At 43.4% G+C, this 17,418-nt stretch carries 18 protein-coding genes; 11 read left to right on the top strand and 7 right to left on the bottom strand.

What is annotated here, in order from left to right:
• Positions 1-140: 140 nt before the first annotated feature.
• The 3 genes from GTQ48_RS03570 to GTQ48_RS03560 all read right to left on the bottom strand — a co-directional run bounded on the left by GTQ48_RS03570 (position 141) and on the right by GTQ48_RS03560 (position 1,822).
• On the bottom strand, positions 141-590 hold the full coding sequence (locus GTQ48_RS03570; protein ID WP_163105207.1) for a flavodoxin domain-containing protein: 450 nt from the start codon (positions 588-590) through the stop codon (positions 141-143).
• 40 nt (positions 591-630) lie between these two features.
• A complete protein-coding gene (locus GTQ48_RS03565; protein ID WP_239059993.1) occupies positions 631-1,389 on the bottom strand; it encodes a pseudouridine synthase in 759 nt (252 codons plus the stop codon).
• Between the two features lie 88 nt (positions 1,390-1,477).
• Entirely contained in the window at positions 1,478-1,822 is a 345-nt protein-coding gene (locus tag GTQ48_RS03560) for a YqcC family protein (RefSeq protein WP_163105205.1), read from the bottom strand.
• A 340-nt stretch (positions 1,823-2,162) separates the two neighbouring features.
• Here GTQ48_RS03560 and GTQ48_RS03555 point away from each other — a divergent pair, with 340 nt between their 5' ends.
• From GTQ48_RS03555 to GTQ48_RS03545, 3 genes are all read left to right on the top strand, one after another.
• Complete coding sequence (locus tag GTQ48_RS03555) at positions 2,163-3,221, top strand: DUF3549 family protein (protein WP_163105204.1); 1,059 nt, start codon at positions 2,163-2,165, stop codon at positions 3,219-3,221.
• 1 nt (position 3,222) lies between these two features.
• Positions 3,223-3,525, top strand: coding sequence for a DUF3301 domain-containing protein (locus GTQ48_RS03550; protein WP_163105203.1), 303 nt, complete (start codon positions 3,223-3,225; stop codon positions 3,523-3,525).
• 1,169 nt (positions 3,526-4,694) lie between these two features.
• Complete coding sequence (locus GTQ48_RS03545; protein WP_163105202.1) at positions 4,695-5,252, top strand: hypothetical protein; 558 nt, start codon at positions 4,695-4,697, stop codon at positions 5,250-5,252.
• Between the two features lie 125 nt (positions 5,253-5,377).
• Here GTQ48_RS03545 and GTQ48_RS03540 read toward each other — a convergent pair whose 3' ends face one another.
• A complete protein-coding gene (locus GTQ48_RS03540) occupies positions 5,378-6,028 on the bottom strand; it encodes a GNAT family N-acetyltransferase (protein WP_163105201.1) in 651 nt (216 codons plus the stop codon).
• A gap of 166 nt (positions 6,029-6,194) precedes the next feature.
• Complete coding sequence (locus tag GTQ48_RS03535) at positions 6,195-6,560, bottom strand: DUF3192 domain-containing protein (protein ID WP_032094329.1); 366 nt, start codon at positions 6,558-6,560, stop codon at positions 6,195-6,197.
• Positions 6,561-7,076: 516 nt separating this feature from the next.
• On the opposite strand from GTQ48_RS03535, the gene GTQ48_RS03530 reads away from it, so the two are divergent.
• Positions 7,077-7,370, top strand: a complete 294-nt coding sequence (locus tag GTQ48_RS03530; protein WP_163105200.1) for a hypothetical protein — start codon at positions 7,077-7,079, stop codon at positions 7,368-7,370.
• 129 nt (positions 7,371-7,499) lie between these two features.
• On the opposite strand, the gene syd is transcribed toward GTQ48_RS03530, so the two are convergent.
• On the bottom strand, positions 7,500-8,078 hold the full coding sequence (syd, locus tag GTQ48_RS03525) for a SecY-interacting protein (RefSeq protein ID WP_163105199.1): 579 nt from the start codon (positions 8,076-8,078) through the stop codon (positions 7,500-7,502).
• A 96-nt stretch (positions 8,079-8,174) separates the two neighbouring features.
• Between syd and queF the strand changes: the two genes are divergently transcribed.
• The 7 genes from queF to GTQ48_RS03490 all read left to right on the top strand — a co-directional run bounded on the left by queF (position 8,175) and on the right by GTQ48_RS03490 (position 16,262).
• Entirely contained in the window at positions 8,175-9,056 is an 882-nt protein-coding gene (gene queF / locus GTQ48_RS03520) for an NADPH-dependent 7-cyano-7-deazaguanine reductase QueF (RefSeq protein ID WP_163105198.1), read from the top strand.
• A 55-nt stretch (positions 9,057-9,111) separates the two neighbouring features.
• On the top strand, positions 9,112-10,680 hold the full coding sequence (locus GTQ48_RS03515; protein WP_163105197.1) for a diguanylate cyclase domain-containing protein: 1,569 nt from the start codon (positions 9,112-9,114) through the stop codon (positions 10,678-10,680).
• An 11-nt stretch (positions 10,681-10,691) separates the two neighbouring features.
• A complete protein-coding gene (ppnN, locus tag GTQ48_RS03510; RefSeq protein ID WP_163105444.1) occupies positions 10,692-12,047 on the top strand; it encodes a nucleotide 5'-monophosphate nucleosidase PpnN in 1,356 nt (451 codons plus the stop codon).
• 329 nt (positions 12,048-12,376) lie between these two features.
• Positions 12,377-12,751 (top strand): DUF3192 domain-containing protein, encoded by a 375-nt coding sequence (locus GTQ48_RS03505; protein WP_032094325.1) that lies wholly within the window; start codon positions 12,377-12,379, stop codon positions 12,749-12,751.
• A 6-nt stretch (positions 12,752-12,757) separates the two neighbouring features.
• Entirely contained in the window at positions 12,758-14,425 is a 1,668-nt protein-coding gene (locus GTQ48_RS03500) for a histidine kinase (RefSeq protein WP_163105196.1), read from the top strand.
• 327 nt (positions 14,426-14,752) lie between these two features.
• Positions 14,753-15,760, top strand: a complete 1,008-nt coding sequence (locus tag GTQ48_RS03495; RefSeq protein ID WP_163105195.1) for an isocitrate dehydrogenase — start codon at positions 14,753-14,755, stop codon at positions 15,758-15,760.
• 187 nt (positions 15,761-15,947) lie between these two features.
• The gene (locus tag GTQ48_RS03490; RefSeq protein ID WP_163105194.1) at positions 15,948-16,262 is read left to right on the top strand and encodes a ComEA family DNA-binding protein; all 315 of its coding nucleotides are present in this window, start codon (positions 15,948-15,950) and stop codon (positions 16,260-16,262) included.
• A 61-nt stretch (positions 16,263-16,323) separates the two neighbouring features.
• Here the strand turns inward: GTQ48_RS03490 and galU are convergent, their stop codons facing one another.
• Complete coding sequence (galU, locus tag GTQ48_RS03485; protein ID WP_032094321.1) at positions 16,324-17,217, bottom strand: UTP--glucose-1-phosphate uridylyltransferase GalU; 894 nt, start codon at positions 17,215-17,217, stop codon at positions 16,324-16,326.
• Positions 17,218-17,418: the final 201 nt, after the last annotated feature.

Below are 17,418 nucleotides of genomic sequence, written 5' to 3'. Positions count from 1 at the left end.
TATTTTGCTAAAGCAGAGCTAGTGCTAAAGCGAAGCTAAGCTAAGCTAAGAATAACGAGCTACAAATAAAAATGGCGCTAACCAGTTAGCGCCATTTTTTTATTTTTACGACCTTGCGTTTGTTAAAGGCCCATCGAATTTTATGCGATTAGCTTGTCTTTAATACTATTCACCCAATCGATTACGTCTTTTTCTGGCTCCAACGTCTCCATTGCATCTACTTCGAGAAGTTCTGCCGCTGGCGTTCCCTGAAGCTCTACTAATAAAGCCTGAAACTGTTTACCTGCGCCGCAAAAACTCTCACCATAACTGCTGTCACCTAGTGCAGCTACTGCAAAGGGCTTATCTTTTAGCAGTGGTGAATCGTCTTTTAAATCTGAAAATACAAACTCTAAATTAGGCGGGATATCCCCTTGCCCAGTGGTAGACGTAATAACTAATATTGCATCCGCATCAGTAAAATCTTCAACTGACGGCGTGCTCTCTAGCTCGCAATCAACACCCTGCTCGGCCAAATTCTCTTCTACCTGCTCGGCCACATGCTGAGCATTTCCATATACTGTGCCCGCAATTATCTTCAAAGTACCCATTGCTACCCCTGCTATTTATTTTCTGCGATGTCGTATGCTTTTACGAAGGAACAACGCGAAAGTTTTCTAAATGGCGTACAAATGTCGCCATTTCATGATGAAGTTCTGATGATATTGTCATCCATCTGCCTGATGAAGGATGATGAAATCCCATTGACGTACAGTTTAAGGCCAAATTATTAAAACTAAAGTGCGATTTAGCGAATTTATTCTGCTTTCCGTCGCCATGAGTGGTATCGCCAATAATCGGGTGACGAATATGAACCAAATGTCGACGAAGTTGATGCTTCCTCCCTGTGCTTGGCGTTAGTTTTACTAGCGAATAGCGAGCGCTCTGATATTTTCCTACCGGCTCGGGCACTTCATAGCGTGCCAAGGATTCGTAGGTGGTGGTTGCCATTTGCGCAGGTTGCTGCGGGCGCTTGTGTTTATCTGCAATTTTATCGTACTTGTACTTCAGCGCATAATCGATAAGCCCAGTGCTGTAAACGAACCCTCTTACAACGGCATGATAGGTTTTATGCACTTGTTTTTGCATCATTTGCTGACCAAGCTGCGCCGCCATGCGCCCATCGAAGGCAAATAACAGTACGCCGGAGGTAGGCCGGTCTAATCGATGGGCAGGAAATACGTGCTTACCGAGCTGATCTCTTAAAGTTTGTACGGCAAAAACGGTTTCATGTTTGTCGATAGGACTTCGATGAACCAAGAGACCAGGAGGCTTTTCAATGGCAACAATATCCTCATCTTGATATAAAACTGTCAAAGGACCGGCCGATGACCTTGGCTGCTCAACCATATATTGAGAGAAGGGCTTATCGACCGCTTCATTGTTCATTGCAAGAATGCCATTTGAATTGTTCCGTGTACTAGTTTTTGTAGTTGTCTCATTCGTTCAAATTCGCTTTGCTGGAGAGCCCATCAATCGTTTTAAGCTGGTCGAGAATAGCCGGAGGGGCTTGAGTGAAATACTGCTCAGCGGCCGGAGTGATGCTCATACTTGGTATGGGCATTTGAGCACTGAGGATATGTTTCATTTTAGGAATAAAGACGTAAGCTAACCAGCTTTCAAATCCCATGGTGTCTAAAGCAAATGGCACTTGGCTGCGCAACGCCGTTTCAGAAGGCTCAGCGTCAGTAGAATTAGTGCTCGGCCAAAGCCCTTCATTGTCCATCAACAAAACGAGTGTCTCTATTGCTGAGGCCATATCTTGATAGACCTGATTTACCATTAACTCACTACCATCGAATGCTCAAGAATGTATCGCGAAATTATATCAGGCTAATCAGAACCCTGTCACTGCTGTATTCATAATTGTGTGCATGTCTGAGTGTGCATGTCTGAGTGCCTATTATCTGTGATAAACTAATAGCATTAGAGGCTTCTAGGCTCGTATTGGCGATACATGTTCGAGAAACACACATAGAAAAGCGACGCTGGCCTCGCACCCTTGTGTGCAGTCTTGTTCTTTTCAGCGTAATGAAAACGTGTATTTAGAAAAAGTCTATTCAGGCACACAATTATGAGCAAAAAGCTCACGTGGATAAATTTGTAGTATTTAGGATGTTTTGATGAGCGCAGACACAATTAATTCAATCAGTGAATTCTTATTACACGCTGGTACTGAGTACAAGGTATTCGATATTGGTCGCAGATTAACAATCATTGATAATCAATCATTCTTAGATATTGAAAGTGGCAATGCCTACGCTCCCCTCCCGCGCCAACAGCACGCATGGTTTGGTATTGTTTTTTGGAACAAGCAAAGCTCAACAGAACACTATATTTGGTTTGTAAAGCTACCTATTGATGAACAAGGCTTAGTAGTCACAGCCGCCCGTAATCATTTTCTTGATATTATTGTCGATGCGTTGGGTCAGTCCATAATAGAGGATACTGAAAAAGCACAGACACTGCCTGATAACCCCTATTCGTTTGTTCCCAATCAAGCGTTGCTGGCTCAGTTTAATGCGTTAGTGAAACACACATTATCGCAGCCGCTTAGTGATGAGGCCAAACAAGTTGAGGCTTACATTCAAGCGCCACAGTTAGTGGATTGGCAACAGCTGTCTATGCAAAGTGTAGCAGATTTTGCATTTTCTCTACCTACCCACAGTCATCAATATAGGTTAGAAGAAGCGTTTGTAAACAATGTAAGTCTGTATTCTGACGTATTTTTGAATACGTTTATGGAAATGCTCGAGTACGTACCTCTGTCAAAACCTGTCGAGACGTTCGTGTTACAACGCTTTTTTCAAAAAGCGCACTTTGATGATATTAACTTGGCTGCACTGCGCGCGCTTTCATGCAATGAGTTTAATAAACAGCTTCACTGTGAACTCAAGAGTATTTTAAGCAAAGACATTTCAACGCGACTTGACGTGCTAAGCGTTATAGCTGCTCGTCACTATGAGCAAATGGACAATGAGTTGTTAACCTTGTTTTTAACACAAGCAGCAAAGGCGGATGAAAGTGAAGGCCATGCAGGCGCTTTATTTTCTGGGTTCTTCTCTGACTTAGTTCAAGTTCCGAAGTTGCGCCGTCAAGTACTTACCCTTTTACGCTCACCCGACCGTCCGGCCGTATTAGCCAAAGCCTTTAATCAACTTTTTGCGCAAACGGGGAAGTAGTATGACACTTTTAGAGCTCTCCCTATGGTTGGCAATTGGCTTTATCAGTTATCAATTCTGGCGAATAAGAGGCATATCAGAAAGCACCAATACCTACTTGAAACAGTACTGTGATAAACACCAACTTCAATTATTGAGTGTTGCGCGAGCTAAAACACGTCTCTCGTTTAAATTCAAAAAGCCCGATTGGAACAGTGTGTTTATGTTTGAATTTTCAAGCAATGGTGAAGATAGATACAGCGGAGAGGTAGAGTTGGTAGGAAGCCGCGTCATACGCACCGAGGTTCCACCGCATCGCGTTTAATAGCACTGAGCTTCATCGTACCTAGACGAATGGAACTGGGCTTACTGATACTGGGCTTACTGAGACTGGACTTAATGGCACGGCCATATCTAACTAGTTGAGCAGGTCTAAATAATAAAAAAGGGGGAAGTCATCAGACTTCCCCCTTTTTCGTAATTTTGAGCATCCCTCTCTGCGATCCTTTGCGACTAAAATCTTCCCGATCAGAATCCGTCTTCGCCCCTTTCCATCTTGTCTCACAATACCCTTTGTGAGCTACCCGTCCGTGCGTAGGTCCCTTTCCATTGTTCCCTTCTTTACTGCAAATCCATTCTGCAATATTCCCCATCCTGAGGCTGTCCGTGTCAGACTCCGCTGACGTTCCTTATCCATTGTTTTATAGTCCTTTTGACTACACATCCTGCTGTAGCCCGCTTATTCCTTAAGCGCTCCCTGTAAATAGCATCCTTGTTCTACATCCTTGCTTTATATCCTTATACACTCGTCCCTGACTCATCCTTTATAGCAATGCAGAAGAAGCATCCTGTTCTCTGCCCACGTCCAATTGTGAATCCTTTTTGCGAGATGTCCCTATCCTTCATCCCTTAAGCACGTCCTATAATAAGCGTCCTTGTCTTGTCCATTTCCTTTTTCTCACTCCGTGTGAGAATCTCATCCTTAAGTTGTCCTAGGTCATCCTTGCAAATCATCCTGACTCATCGTGTTTCCCTGTGACGTGTTAAATAATATAATCTTCAAATATTACCGCTATACGAAATTACAAAGTTTTAAGGAGTGATCTTCTACAACTTTTGGATAAAGACCAAAAAGCCTATAAAAATCAAATGCTTTATACTTTAGTCTAAAAATTTCCCATATGAAAAAAGGCGGAAAACTCACAGATTTTGTAGGAGATATCTCACACTTGCCTGAGCAATTGGTGAGATAGGAGGCCGGTATTAAGAAATGCGAAATTTACAATTCGTCCGAATTTTTCAATATGCCATTGATAGAGGCACGACTCACCATCAATTATCTACCAATTACAACTCACCACCAACAATTTAACGCTATACCTCCTAGCTATGCTTTAGTTATAAACTAATAACTAACGCCACGTTCTACTTTGCTAATGCGAATTAACAATCTATTGTAGTCTTACTGTAAGGCTCATTCCTGAGAGGGGACGTATGGCAACTCACTTCATTTTTACAAGAAAGCAGCGCTCTTCCGCGCTATTACTTGTTTTTAATGCTGGCGTGGCGCTTGTTTTATACGGAGCAGCACATCGATATCTTCCAAATTTAACAAGCGATAGCACTGCACTAAATGAACTTTTTGATGTGCTAGATATCGCCATTTGGTTTATTGAAGCTACTTTGCTTGGGTTGGCATTATGGTTTTGGTGTGAAGATAAAGAGATTAGAGTTTGTGTGTCATCCACCAAACTGTCGTACTTCGACCCTACCTTCGGTGATATAAGTTGGCAGGTCAACATTGATGACATTACACAGTTAAAGCAAATCAGTGACACAAGGCAACATATTTCTAATTTCATTGTGTTGAAAAGTGGAGAGAATAAGCAACTTATGTATCACAATTATCGCGGCTTTAATCGACACGCTTTTTTCGAAGCGCTTGCAACTGCAAACCCAAATATCATTCTTCCGGATAATCCAAATCGTTACAAAATACAAAGGCCTTCATGGGCTAAACGAATTCGAAAAAAGTTTGGATTAAAAGACTAGGGGACACATCAGAAAGCTTAAAAGGTATCGCCGGTCCGTTCGCACGAACTATCATTTGTATATACGTAAGCGCATCACTATACGAGTATTTGCTGCTGAGAAAGCTGCATGTCATAGCGACCTTGCTAAGACTTAGCTCTGAACATCACCGACCCATCAACATGAGATAACGATAAATTACCAACAACACTGTATTTGTCGTCGCCAAAAAAGGATTTATGCTTATCAATGGTCACGAATACCGCGATACCTGCACTTTTAGCGTCTACTTCAACCACACTGTCAATTGCGCCAAGTAGAATATGACCTAAACCGTGTTCTTGATGATCAGGATGCACAGCAATGAAGCTAAGCATATGAAAATTCTCTGCTGGAACCAGGGTTCGTACTTTTTCTTCCTTTTCCAGCATTTGCTTCGTTCCGAAAAGCCCAGCGGTAAGCAACATGCGAAGTCGCCAGTGCCAATATCGCCCTGCACCAAATGCTGCATCAGGAGCAGTAAGGCACGCTACTGCAATTAAACGTTCAGCATCAAACAGCCCTATCATGGGCTGCTCTGCAACCCAAAACGCATTAAGCTCTTCTCGGATAGCCGAGCGTAATCGACTCTCATAGCCTTCTTTTTCTGCTTGGAAAATTTCCAAAAACAGAGGGTCATCCACATAGGCGTTATAAAGGATAGATGCCGCGATTTTTAGATCATCAACGCCAAGATAAATGGCTTTAACCGTATCGGCTGATGGAGCAAGAACAGCCTCATTTGATTCGATATCCATGAGAGGGCCTCCGTGTAGGCTTATATCTAAGTTCGCGCTTGAAAAAAATGACCACTGAATAAACTGTTCACGCAAATTCAAATAGCTATAACTCATACGCTTTAGAACTGATTAATGATTAGACTACGCGAAAACCCATCACCTGTTAACTTTTTATTAACAATTTTTAATGCATTAGGCTGTAGGCACTGTCTCCCCAACCCGCAAGGTTTCCGTTTCTAAATACCAGTGGTGTACATTCGTCCTTTGTTGTTACACCATCACCCATTGTTTTTTGAGTACGGTAATAAAGTACGCGGTATGTGCCATCTGCTTTTTCAAAAAGTTCGTTGAAGTCGGCGACTCCCATCTTTCTCAATACCGTTTCATAGCCAACCCCAACCTCAAGATTAGCGATATGTTTACGATTATTGAACTCTCTGTCTTCCCAATCTGAACCGTAGTGACTATCAGAGCCTCCTCCTACAGAAACAACACAGCCAGAAAGTAGTAATGAAGACGCAACAGCGACAGAAAGAATGAGTGTTTTCATGTATATTCCTTAATTATTATTTGATTTATTTAGGGCGTCTTGACCATTGCTGTACAAACTTTGGTCGAAACAGACAATACGCCCTGCGCCGTTGCTGAGTAGATAAACCGTTAGATGGCAAACTTTGCAAGGCACACACTTAGTAAGTAACAATCAAAAATAGCGCCAAAACGTAAGCATCTGTTTTTATTATATTTATTAAAAACGCCAAATACTAAATACCTTAACAATTAGTGGATAAGGCAAATTATTAGTCTTTTTAACATTTAACCTTTGCGCCGAAGGTTAGTTTGATATGCCGTAAGGTACTTTGGGTAATGAACCTGATTACTGATAGGTAGTACGATGCTTGACGTTCATTTTAAACTCAAAGGCTTTCACCACCAATACATTGAAGGCGGCACATTGAGGGTAATATAGTGAGGGCAATGCAGTGAGGGCAATGCAGCGAGGGCAATGCAGTGAGGGCGACACATTGACAGTCGGCATAAACATAAGGGTAGTAACAAATAAACTATGAACAACACCATCAACCAATTAATCATTATCTGCCAAAAAATGCATGAAGAAGGCAAGACTCCAAGTGTGGGAATTCTTCGTTCGAAGGCGCCGTTTAAAGTGTCGGTTACTGAAGCAATAGATGCAATTAAGCGCTTTAATGCCAGTACGCCAAGAGCACAAACTAAAAACTCGCAGCACGATACACAGCTTGGTGATGACTCAGTTAGCCTGGCGACTCGAGTAGATGCACTCGAACGAGAAGTAGAAACACTGAAAGCCTCGGTGGCTGACCTGCTACGCCACCGATAGTAAGACGTGCGGCCGGCATTGATATCCGCAGCCGGTATTGATATCCGCGACCGATAATAATATACGCGGCGGGCAATGAGACACGCGACCAGCAATGAGGGTCTATTCGTCGGTATTGTAAAATAGGCGTTATCGACTTGCTGAGCTTGGCTTAAGGGTAGAAAGAAAAGCAGCAAGTGACGGCGCCAAAATTTCTTTTGGCTCCATGCCCACCTGCTCTAATGCAACCTCGCCTGTTTTGTTGATTACCGTTAATATGAAATCTTCTTCATCGGTTAACCCAAAAAATAGCGTTGGTGCCTGCTCTAACCGTTGCTTCATGAGCAGGTGGCCGATAAGGTTTTGCTGCAAGCGCTCAAAATCTTCTTCATTCCACACCTGAAGTAGCTCGCATTCACCCTGAGGGGCTGTTGCAATTAGATTATTGCTAAAATAACGCGTGAAATAGGTGCAATAGTCACTGTTTAAGGTAAGTTCAAGGGCGGAACCTACATTATCAAAAGACAACGGCTGTGTTTGTTTCACAGGCTGCCAAGGTACTATTTTCCCCTGTAGCCCCTGTTGTCCCTGCCGCCCCTGCTCGCCTTCGCTGTTATAACACAGCGAGGGCCACTCCTTGTCATAAGGAATGGACAGAACACCTTCGTTGGCGTTCTCGACATAAGATGAAACAAAATTATCCAGTTGTTCGCAAATAGACAGAGCCATTATTTAATTACCTTCGTATTTTTGGGTTACACTATACGTAAAATATGCCAAGTCAACGTTTGGCGATGATATACCGATTAATGCAATAGGGTTCTTATGTCGACAGACAACAAACGAGAAAAAATTACTATTTCTGCACCAGACGATCTCTCGTTAGGTAAGCAAGTAGACTACGAGTATGAATATAACCCTGCGCTCCTTCAAGGGGTGCCGCGTAGTCTAAGTAGAGACACTCTGTCTTTTAAATCAGGAGCTCCTTCCTCTGATACGCTTCCCTTTGAAGGCATCGATACGTGGACAGGCTATGAATTATCCTGGCTCAATATGAAAGGTAAACCTCAGGTCGCGATTCTTGAATGCATGGTGCCTATCACCTCTGAAAACCTGATTGAGTCTAAGTCGTTTAAGCTTTATCTAAACAGCTTTAATCAAACCCGTTTTAAAAGCAGCGACGATGTAAAAACAGTGCTCAAAAAAGATTTGTCTGCCTGCGCGGGCAAAGACGTTGAAGTTAACCTGATATTACCCAGTGAATTTGAAACTCTGCAATTCAAAGAGTTCCAAGGTACATTACTCGATGAGCTTGATATTGAAATTGATAATTATGAGCCCGACACTCGGTATCTTGGTCTGGCATCATCAGATAAAGGCAAGGAAGTGAGTGAAACGCTTATTTCTCATTTGCTAAAATCTAATTGCCTTATTACCAGCCAGCCAGATTGGGCAAGTATTCAAATTAAATATACAGGTTCGTCAATCGACCATGAAGGCTTGCTGCGATATTTGATTAGCTTTAGACAACACAATGAATTTCACGAGCAGTGTGTAGAGCGCATTTACACCGATATCCTTAATCACTGTAAACCAACAAAGCTGACGGTCTGCGCTCGATATACACGAAGAGGTGGACTCGATATCAATCCGTTTCGTACCAATTTTGAGGCACCTTACCCAAACCATCGTCAAGCTCGGCAGTAGTCCCTTGATGAGCTTACAAATGTAACGTGTCCATAAACAACAAAAGATGAGCAACATGGAAGATAAACAGCTGCAAGCGTACAAAAAAAACAATGCGCTATTGTGTCAATTCATCATAAAACTCTCATCTTTTTACGAGGGTTTTTCAGACAAGGTTGATGGTGAACTGAAAACCCTCCGCGGACACCTATCCGGCACGCCCAATTTCAGTCTAGCTACAGTCAGTATCAATAAACTGAATGTGGCGTTACAGCATCAAGACATTAGCCTTCGCAAGTACAGCCTTGAGACGGTGTCATCTATTGAAGATGCTATGAAGCAGCTGCAGAAAATTATCTTTGAAGATGAAGCGCTTCGCGGTCTCGCTACTCAAGAACTCATAAAGCTAAATCAGCCTGTATCAGATATATTCAGCATTTACAGGCTCTACGCTAGAGCGGTTCAGCTTCACCGGGTTGCCCTTGGTAAACACGTTAAAGGCTTGTTATCAGGCGATTCTGCAACGCCCGAAACCGCCACATCAACACAGCGACAGTCAGCGGAAGATGATGGTACGGAGCGAGGGAGTGCTCATTTTTACCGCTCTATTTTTATAGAGCTAAATCAGCTGGTTACTTCATACACAGAGAAAAAACCCAACGATAGACAGCTTTTAGATATCAAAAAGCGGCTTGACCAAGGCATGGCTAACGAGCAGCTATTAGAAAGTTGTGTCGTAGTACTTCGCATGATAGTACAAGACGCCATGACAGAAGCTAGTTTAACCGGAAAGGTCATTCAGGGACTGCATACGTCACTCGGTAAAATTGGCGAGGACGTGAGTAAAAGTATTGATGGAAGCAAAGCGCAGTTTGAGCAACGGACAGCCAGTAATGCTGAGCTGAAAACCTATATCGACAATATAGAAGAAGCAGTTTCTACAACCGATTCTTTTGACGCGCTTAAAACGCAAACACAGTCATGTATCAAAGTACTGTCAAAAACGCTGACGGATACCCAGGCAAGCGACAGCGAGAGCCAAACAGCACTCATCTCATTATTGTCGTCAATGCAGGACCGCATCAACAAGCTTCAACAGCAAACTGATTCTTATAAGCGGAAAATTGCCGAACAGGTTATGCAAAGTAAAACAGACGCACTTACCCGTTTACCTAACCGTCAAGCGTACAATGAACAGTTGGCGATAGCGCATCAGCATTTTCAATCATCCAAAAAGCCGCTTTCTATTGCCCTTATCGACATTGATTTCTTCAAATCAATTAACGACAAGTTCGGGCACTCCGCGGGTGATAAAACACTGCAGCTTGTTAGTCGAGCGTTTAAGCGTCACATGGCTGGCGATCAGTTTCTTGCGCGCTGGGGCGGAGAGGAGTTTGTGGTGCTTCTGCCCAATACCAACGAGACAAAACTACGAGAAAAACTAGAGGCTATTCGAAAAGATTTGGAAAGTATGCAGCTTAAGTTTAAGCAAGAAAAAGTGGTTATTACTGTATCGCTCGGAGGTACGTCATTTACCTCAACAGATACCATTGATTCGGCTTTTGAGCGTGCAGACAAATACCTTTATCAAGCTAAACGAAATGGCCGAAATCAAGTCGTTACTGACATCGACGCCCAAAAATAGGAAGTAGTGTGATTAAAAAAGTACAGCTAAACCCCATGGGTTGGATGAGCCAACTGTCACAAGCTGAAGTTGCGCGTCTGCAGGATGCTTCCGATAGCGAACTCTTTACCATGTTTCGAAATTGCTCTCTCGCCGTGTTAAACAGCGGTGTTGATGAAGATAATTTTGAAACCTTATTTGCCCCCTATGAAAGCTTCGATATAAGGCTTGTTCGCCGTGAGCGCGGCGTGAAAATTGAGTTGATTAACCCTCCAGAAGTCGCCTTTGTAGACGACAACCTCGTAAGAGGCGTTCATGAGCACTTATTCGCAGTGTTGCGAGACTTACTGTACATGGGCGATAAGTATGATTTCTTACATCAACACTCACCAGCAGACGGCGCACAAATTACCGACATGGTGTTTGATATGCTTCGCCATGCTAAAGCGCTAGAGGGCAACGATGGCGTTAATACCATTGTATGCTGGGGCGGCCACTCCATTAATCAAGTTGAGTACAAGTACACTAAAGAAGTGGGCTATCAGCTTGGTCTTAGAGACATGAACATTTGTACAGGCTGTGGGCCGGGTGCAATGAAAGGCCCAATGAAAGGTGCAGCAATAGGTCATGCTAAGCAAAGACACAAATCCGGTCGATACGTAGGTATTTCAGAGCCTAGTATTATTGCCGCTGAGCCACCTAATGCGATTGTTAATGAGCTCATCATAATGCCTGACATTGAAAAGCGTTTAGAGGCGTTTGTGCGTTTGGCACACGGCATTGTCATATTCCCAGGTGGTGTGGGCACGGCTGAGGAGCTCCTGTATCTTCTTGGCATTCTAATGAATGAAAGAAATGACCAACAGCCTTTCCCTGTCATTCTAACCGGCCCTGCAGGCAGTGAAGAATATTTCGAGGCTGTAGATACGTTTATTGCAGAGACCTTGGGTAAAGAAGCACAGAAGAAATACCAAATTATAGTGAACGACCCGGAAGAAGTAGCACGTTCATTATGTAAAGGGTTAGAAAAGGTGAAAAAATATCGCGGTGCGATGGGAGATGCCTTTAGTTTTAACTGGTCGTTAAAAATAGAGCGAGACTTTCAACAGCCATTTATTCCAACGCACGAAAGTATGGCAGGGCTTCAACTTGACCATCATCAAAGCAGAAGCGATTTAGCGTCGAATTTAAGAAGAGCGTTCTCAGGTATTGTTGCCGGTAATGTAAAAGCAGAAGGGATTAAGCAGATAAAAGAAAACGGCCCTTTTGAGATCACGGGTGACAGAACGTTAATGAAGCATGTTGATGTACTGCTAGAATCATTTGTAAAACAGCACCGAATGAAGCTTCCTGGCAGCGCTTACGAGCCCTGCTATTTGGTGAAATAGTTTATCCAGTTCATTTAGCCAAGAGATGTATTGCACCGCCAGCGCTTTGAAAATAAGCGCTGCGCGTTCGCCTCCTACTCTTTAGCTATTATACTTTTGCCGGTAATGATGGCCTGAAATAAACACTTACCATAATCGCTTATTATTCTCATACAATTTACGGTAGACTTAAAATATTATAAAAGCTGGGAATGAGCGTATAGGTTTAGCGCGTTTTTATCTGCACGCCTATGCGTTACACGCTCAAGTTATTCGGCCGCGTTGTGCACCTGCAATAGGCACCCATGCTTGTCACTATTACATTAATTTAGACACGAGAAGTAACGGTTATGAACACCAAAGTTATTCGACTCATCCTAGCTGGCGTAGGACTTTACGCGTTATTTGTTTTTATGATTATCGCGTTCTATCCAGATAAGCCTGAGAACATGGATTGGAAGGATAGAGAAGAATATAACCGCGTTCAAATTACCAAGCTTAAATTAGGCAGCACGCGAGAGGAGGTGCTTGCACTACTCGGCTCACCTGATTTGACTGAGGCTAAACGCCAAGGGGTGAATGCTATTCAAGTTATGTTCTTTCGAACGCAGCATGTCCGTGCCGATGGCTTAACAACCCAAGACGAATGTACGCCTCTACTGTTTGAAAATGACAAGCTCATTGCCTGGGGAGAAGGTGCCTACTCTAGCTATCAAGAAAGCTAGCCCCGTATGGCATTAGCCGATATTCAGTCGACGTTTTCTCAGATACTTGCTGCACCGACTCCCTCACAAAGCGTTGATAACAAAGTTAACCTCTGGCTTAGAAATGCCAAGTTAGCCATCGCGCTTGTTAATGAAGAGCCCGCCGCGGTACTAGCGGCTCATGGGACTAAAAACTCACTCTCCCCGCAGTTAACCCACATACTTTTATTGACAGTATTTGGTAAGCTCAATCACTTTAACGATCACTACCTTCAGCATCTTATTGCGGCAACCTTGGCCCTCTATCACCTTACTGGTCATGTTAAAAGCGACGAAACAGATGCCGAGCAACTAGGCGACGCTAGCCTGATAAGAAAATCGAATGACGGTAAAGCAATTTCTGAATTTTTACGCGCGAAAGGCTTATCGTCTTGGCTGGAGATTTTGCGGTTAAAACGGGTGGTATTTTCTGCCAGAAATGCACAAGCCCACTCTCTTGCCAGTGCTAAACTCAACCGCGCACAACGACTTTGTTTACTGTCTAAAATAATCAGCAGCGCATCGACGGAAAAAAAGCATAGTCTATTTTCTCAATGCACTCGCTTAATACCTGTGCACCATCACGGCTTGTTGCCCTCACTGTCTCCGCTTTTTGAGCGTGCTATGCCAGGCGAGAAAGTGTATGCCAGTGGTATTCCGGCAACCATTGTAGATATACAGCAAAACCACAGTTTTGCAGCGGTTGCTCGTAATGCCGACCGCGATAGTGACTGGGTGCCTGCTTCATCAATACGCTCGCCGATACATCAACACATTGAATTTGATGCGTTCATTGCGCTTTTTAATGAAACTAGAGCCCCTAGACTAGTAAAGGGAGGCCAGCCTTTTTTTCCAACAACATTTGCTATCCAACGCCCCCCTTCTGCACTTTTGCACATTATTGACGAGTTGCAAAAACGCGACATCGATATTCCGACGCTTTGTGAGAAAATAGAACGTGCTCCTACGTTCAATCATTTTTTAATAAGCACAGCGAGCCAAGATAACCGCTTGCAACTACCGGTGAAGACGATAAAACAGGCAGTACTCACTTACGGTACTGAGCGCGTGGGCGATATGCTTGTTCAATTTGCTTTAATGGAGCGATTAACACAGCATGAGTTTCCTCTTGTAGATACCTGCAAACAATTCACACTGGTTGCCAGCGCGTTTGCCAGTCATATCGCATCGCTTACCAAAACCAAGTTTACGGCCCAGTCCGCGGCGTTAACTATGACCTTCGCTTGCTCACCGCTTTTCACGCTGCCGGGCTTGAAAGTAATTACCAAACTCCCTGTTCGGGCAAACCCGAATTTCTCCATCAATAATACGTTTAAAATAACGACACCATCGCCCTGGCTCTCTATTGCCAGTGAGCTAGCTGAGAACTGGCATCAAAGCGCTACGTGGCGTGCTGTTCTCCATCAGTGTAATAAGACAAATGACGCTGTGCCAACATCACTTAGAAAAGAGCACGCGGTAATATCATTGGGTTTTTATTTAGCCAAAGCGTACCTATTAACCACGCCTGATAAAGACTTAAGCAACACCAAAGAAGTAAAGCTGTGGAAGTCAGTACTGTCCTTGTCTTCTAGTGACCTAGCGCACATTGTGAATGAACGAAAACCTCACTTGCTATGCCCACTGTCCCGCTAATTAGCTACCTCTGTATGCAGTTCTCTACTAGTAGACATTTTGCGCTCCGGCTTTTTATTCCAACTTGAGGCAGCAAAGCCCTTCTTTTTAACTGGTATTAAATATCAAAGGTTCTGCCCGTTTCCAATTTATATTTACGAATGGCTATAACTTATGCCTTCTATCGTATAAAATACGCGGACTTTTGCACTGCGACATTTTAATATCCCCTACTTTTTCAAGTTTATAATAAGCAGGCAAGCAATGGCGTGTTGTGCTCGCTACAATAAAGCGGTGCATATAGAACCTAACGACTAAGACAACAGAATTACTAGAGGATCTCCCATCATGACTCAGCAACATATTACAGTCATTCGCGGTGACGGCATTGGCCCGGATATCATCGATGCAACCACAAAAATTTTAGACAAGGTTGGCTGTAACTTCGCCTACGATTATGCCGACGCAGGACTCGTTGCTCTAGAAGAACATGGCGAATTGCTACCACAAGAGACACTCGACCTCATTGCAAAAAACAAAGTAGCACTTAAAGGCCCTCTTACTACTCCAGTAGGAGAAGGATTCACGTCTATTAACGTGAGCCTTCGCAAGCAGTTTAAACTGTACGCAAACCTTCGCCCAGTAATCTCCTTTAAAGGCACAAAAGCGCGTTACGAAGACATCGATATCATCACTGTGCGCGAAAATACCCAAGGTATGTATTCTGGTCTTGGCCAAGTAGTGTCTGAAGATGGCAACGAAGCTGAAGCCATGAGTAAGATTACACGTGACGGCGCAGAAAAAATTGTGACCTTTGCTTATGAACTTGCTCGCCGCGAAGGCAGAAAGAAGGTTACAGCGGTTCACAAAGCAAATATCTTAAAATCAACCTCTGGACTGTTCCTTAAAGTGGCCCGTGAAGTTGGTGAGCGTTATCCAGACATCGAATCAGCAGAAATGATTGTTGATAACTGCTGTATGCAGTTAGTTATGAACCCACATCAGTTCGATGTCATTGTTACGACAAACTTGTTCGGTGACATTCTTTCTGATTTATGTGCAGGACTTGTTGGCGGCCTAGGTATGGCACCTGGTGCGAATATCGGCGAAGATTGCGCCATTTTTGAAGCAGTGCACGGCTCTGCTCCTGATATTGCGGGTAAAAATCTTGCTAACCCAACATCAGTAATTCTAGCTGCAGCGCAAATGCTAGAATATTTGAACATGAGCGACAAAGCAGAAAAAATTCGCTCAGCGCTAAAAGACGTTATTGAAAGCGGCGACCGCACTACACGCGACCTTGGTGGTGAAGCGGGCACCCTTGAGTTTACTGACGCACTGATTGAACGTCTGTAGGCCCTACAGTAAGAAAACAAAAATAGCGGGCAATGCCCGCTATTTTTTTATCTACTCATTCTTCACTTATACCAGTCGCATAGGTAATTACTTTAAAACCTGTACTAAAACTGGACTAGCCTAATCCCCTCAATCTCATACAATTCTTGTTGTACAAATGGTGTACACCGTTAAACAAGGAACGATGATGAAAAAAATACTACCGGGATTAATGTTACTCACCGCACTGTCACTCCACATACCTGTGGCTTACTCACAAAGCATGGATACTGACGAAGCACGACACAATACTAGCCAGTCAGTTGCCAACAAGCTTGATTTAAACGTGGCCTCACTAGCCGAATTGCAAACGCTACCGGGTGTTGGTGTATCAAAAGCCAAAGCGATTATTGATTACCGAGAGCAGGTTGGTCCCTTTTTAGAGGTAGCGCAGCTAACCGAGGTGAAGGGAATTGGTAACAAAATGCTATCGAAAATTCAAAGCTTGGTAAAAGTTAATTGAAAAACAATTTAAAAAAAATGCGCCTTTAAAAGGCGCATTTTTCATTTTTAGAGTTCTATTATTAGGCTTTGATAGTAGCTAAAAACTCTTTAAACTCTTCACCTAAAGTTGGGTGGCGTAGTGCATACTCAACATTCGCTTTCATATAACCAAGTTTACTACCACAATCATGGCTCTTTCCTTTCATGTAGTAGGCATCTACTTGCTCTAGCTTCATTAGCGCATCGATAGCATCAGTAAGCTGAACTTCTCCACCAGCTCCTGGAGGCGTGAACTCAAGTAGATCCCAGATTTTCTCTGAAAGCACATAACGACCCACAACGGCCAAATCAGATGGTGCTTCGTCAAGTGGCGGCTTCTCTACCATTTTGTGAATTTTCGCTGACTCACCTTGAGTAATAGACGCGCCATCTAGGTCTGCGATACCAAATTTAGAAATATCTTCCTGCGCAACCTGCTCAACCATAACTTGGCTAACTCGGCTTGTATTAAACTTAGCCACCATATCGGCAAGGTTGTCTTTTTTAGGGTTGCTCGCAGCATCATCAATGATGACGTCAGGTAACACAACTGCAAACGGTGCATCGCCTATAAGAGGACGAGCGCAAAGTACCGCGTGGCCTAGGCCATTCGCAACACCTTGACGAATTTGCATAATAGTTACGTCTTTAGGGCAGATAGACTGTACTTCTTCAAGCAGCTGACGCTTTACACGCGCTTCTAACGTAGCTTCTAGTTCAAAAGAGGTATCGAAGTGGTTTTCAATGCTGTTCTTACTTGCATGGGTAACGAGAATAATCTCTTTTATACCTGCTGCAACACACTCGCTCACTACATACTGAATTAGAGGCTTATCAACAACTGGAAGCATTTCCTTCGGTATTGCTTTCGTGGCAGGTAGCATCCGTGTTCCTAACCCTGCTACTGGAATTACTGCCTTTTTTACCTGACTCATAGTCTATATCCTTTTGATTCAAATTCTTCGACGGTCTCTTTACACAACTCTTATTAGGAGTTTGTACTTTGGGTAAGCACGTCGGCTTGTGGAATGAGATGCAATCGATGTTCCAACTAACACACTTTGAGCATAAAGAATGATTTAATGCCCAAATTATAAATTTTTTCGGTTTTTCAGCACCAAAGTTGTGACGGTATG

Source organism: Alteromonas genovensis (assembly GCF_010500895.1).
In the GTDB taxonomy this organism is placed as follows: Bacteria; Pseudomonadota; Gammaproteobacteria; order Enterobacterales; family Alteromonadaceae; genus Alteromonas; species Alteromonas genovensis.
The sequence above is the reverse complement of the archived record's forward strand: the minus strand, read 5'-3'. Positions and strand labels throughout refer to the sequence as shown.

What these genes read in the sequence shown, in the direction of transcription:
- GTQ48_RS03570 (WP_163105207.1), bottom strand. Translation starts at nt 590, where the DNA reads ATGGGTACTTTGAAGATAATTGCGGGCACAGTATATGGAAATGCTCAG.
- GTQ48_RS03565 (WP_239059993.1), bottom strand. Translation starts at nt 1,389, where the DNA reads ATGGTTGAGCAGCCAAGGTCATCGGCCGGTCCTTTGACAGTTTTATAT.
- GTQ48_RS03560 (WP_163105205.1), bottom strand. Translation starts at nt 1,822, where the DNA reads ATGGTAAATCAGGTCTATCAAGATATGGCCTCAGCAATAGAGACACTC.
- GTQ48_RS03555 (WP_163105204.1), top strand. Translation starts at nt 2,163, where the DNA reads ATGAGCGCAGACACAATTAATTCAATCAGTGAATTCTTATTACACGCT.
- GTQ48_RS03550 (WP_163105203.1), top strand. Translation starts at nt 3,223, where the DNA reads ATGACACTTTTAGAGCTCTCCCTATGGTTGGCAATTGGCTTTATCAGT.
- GTQ48_RS03545 (WP_163105202.1), top strand. Translation starts at nt 4,695, where the DNA reads ATGGCAACTCACTTCATTTTTACAAGAAAGCAGCGCTCTTCCGCGCTA.
- GTQ48_RS03540 (WP_163105201.1), bottom strand. Translation starts at nt 6,028, where the DNA reads ATGGATATCGAATCAAATGAGGCTGTTCTTGCTCCATCAGCCGATACG.
- GTQ48_RS03535 (WP_032094329.1), bottom strand. Translation starts at nt 6,560, where the DNA reads ATGAAAACACTCATTCTTTCTGTCGCTGTTGCGTCTTCATTACTACTT.
- GTQ48_RS03530 (WP_163105200.1), top strand. Translation starts at nt 7,077, where the DNA reads ATGAACAACACCATCAACCAATTAATCATTATCTGCCAAAAAATGCAT.
- syd (WP_163105199.1), bottom strand. Translation starts at nt 8,078, where the DNA reads ATGGCTCTGTCTATTTGCGAACAACTGGATAATTTTGTTTCATCTTAT.
- queF (WP_163105198.1), top strand. Translation starts at nt 8,175, where the DNA reads ATGTCGACAGACAACAAACGAGAAAAAATTACTATTTCTGCACCAGAC.
- GTQ48_RS03515 (WP_163105197.1), top strand. Translation starts at nt 9,112, where the DNA reads ATGGAAGATAAACAGCTGCAAGCGTACAAAAAAAACAATGCGCTATTG.
- GTQ48_RS03505 (WP_032094325.1), top strand. Translation starts at nt 12,377, where the DNA reads ATGAACACCAAAGTTATTCGACTCATCCTAGCTGGCGTAGGACTTTAC.
- GTQ48_RS03500 (WP_163105196.1), top strand. Translation starts at nt 12,758, where the DNA reads ATGGCATTAGCCGATATTCAGTCGACGTTTTCTCAGATACTTGCTGCA.
- GTQ48_RS03495 (WP_163105195.1), top strand. Translation starts at nt 14,753, where the DNA reads ATGACTCAGCAACATATTACAGTCATTCGCGGTGACGGCATTGGCCCG.
- GTQ48_RS03490 (WP_163105194.1), top strand. Translation starts at nt 15,948, where the DNA reads ATGAAAAAAATACTACCGGGATTAATGTTACTCACCGCACTGTCACTC.
- galU (WP_032094321.1), bottom strand. Translation starts at nt 17,217, where the DNA reads ATGAGTCAGGTAAAAAAGGCAGTAATTCCAGTAGCAGGGTTAGGAACA.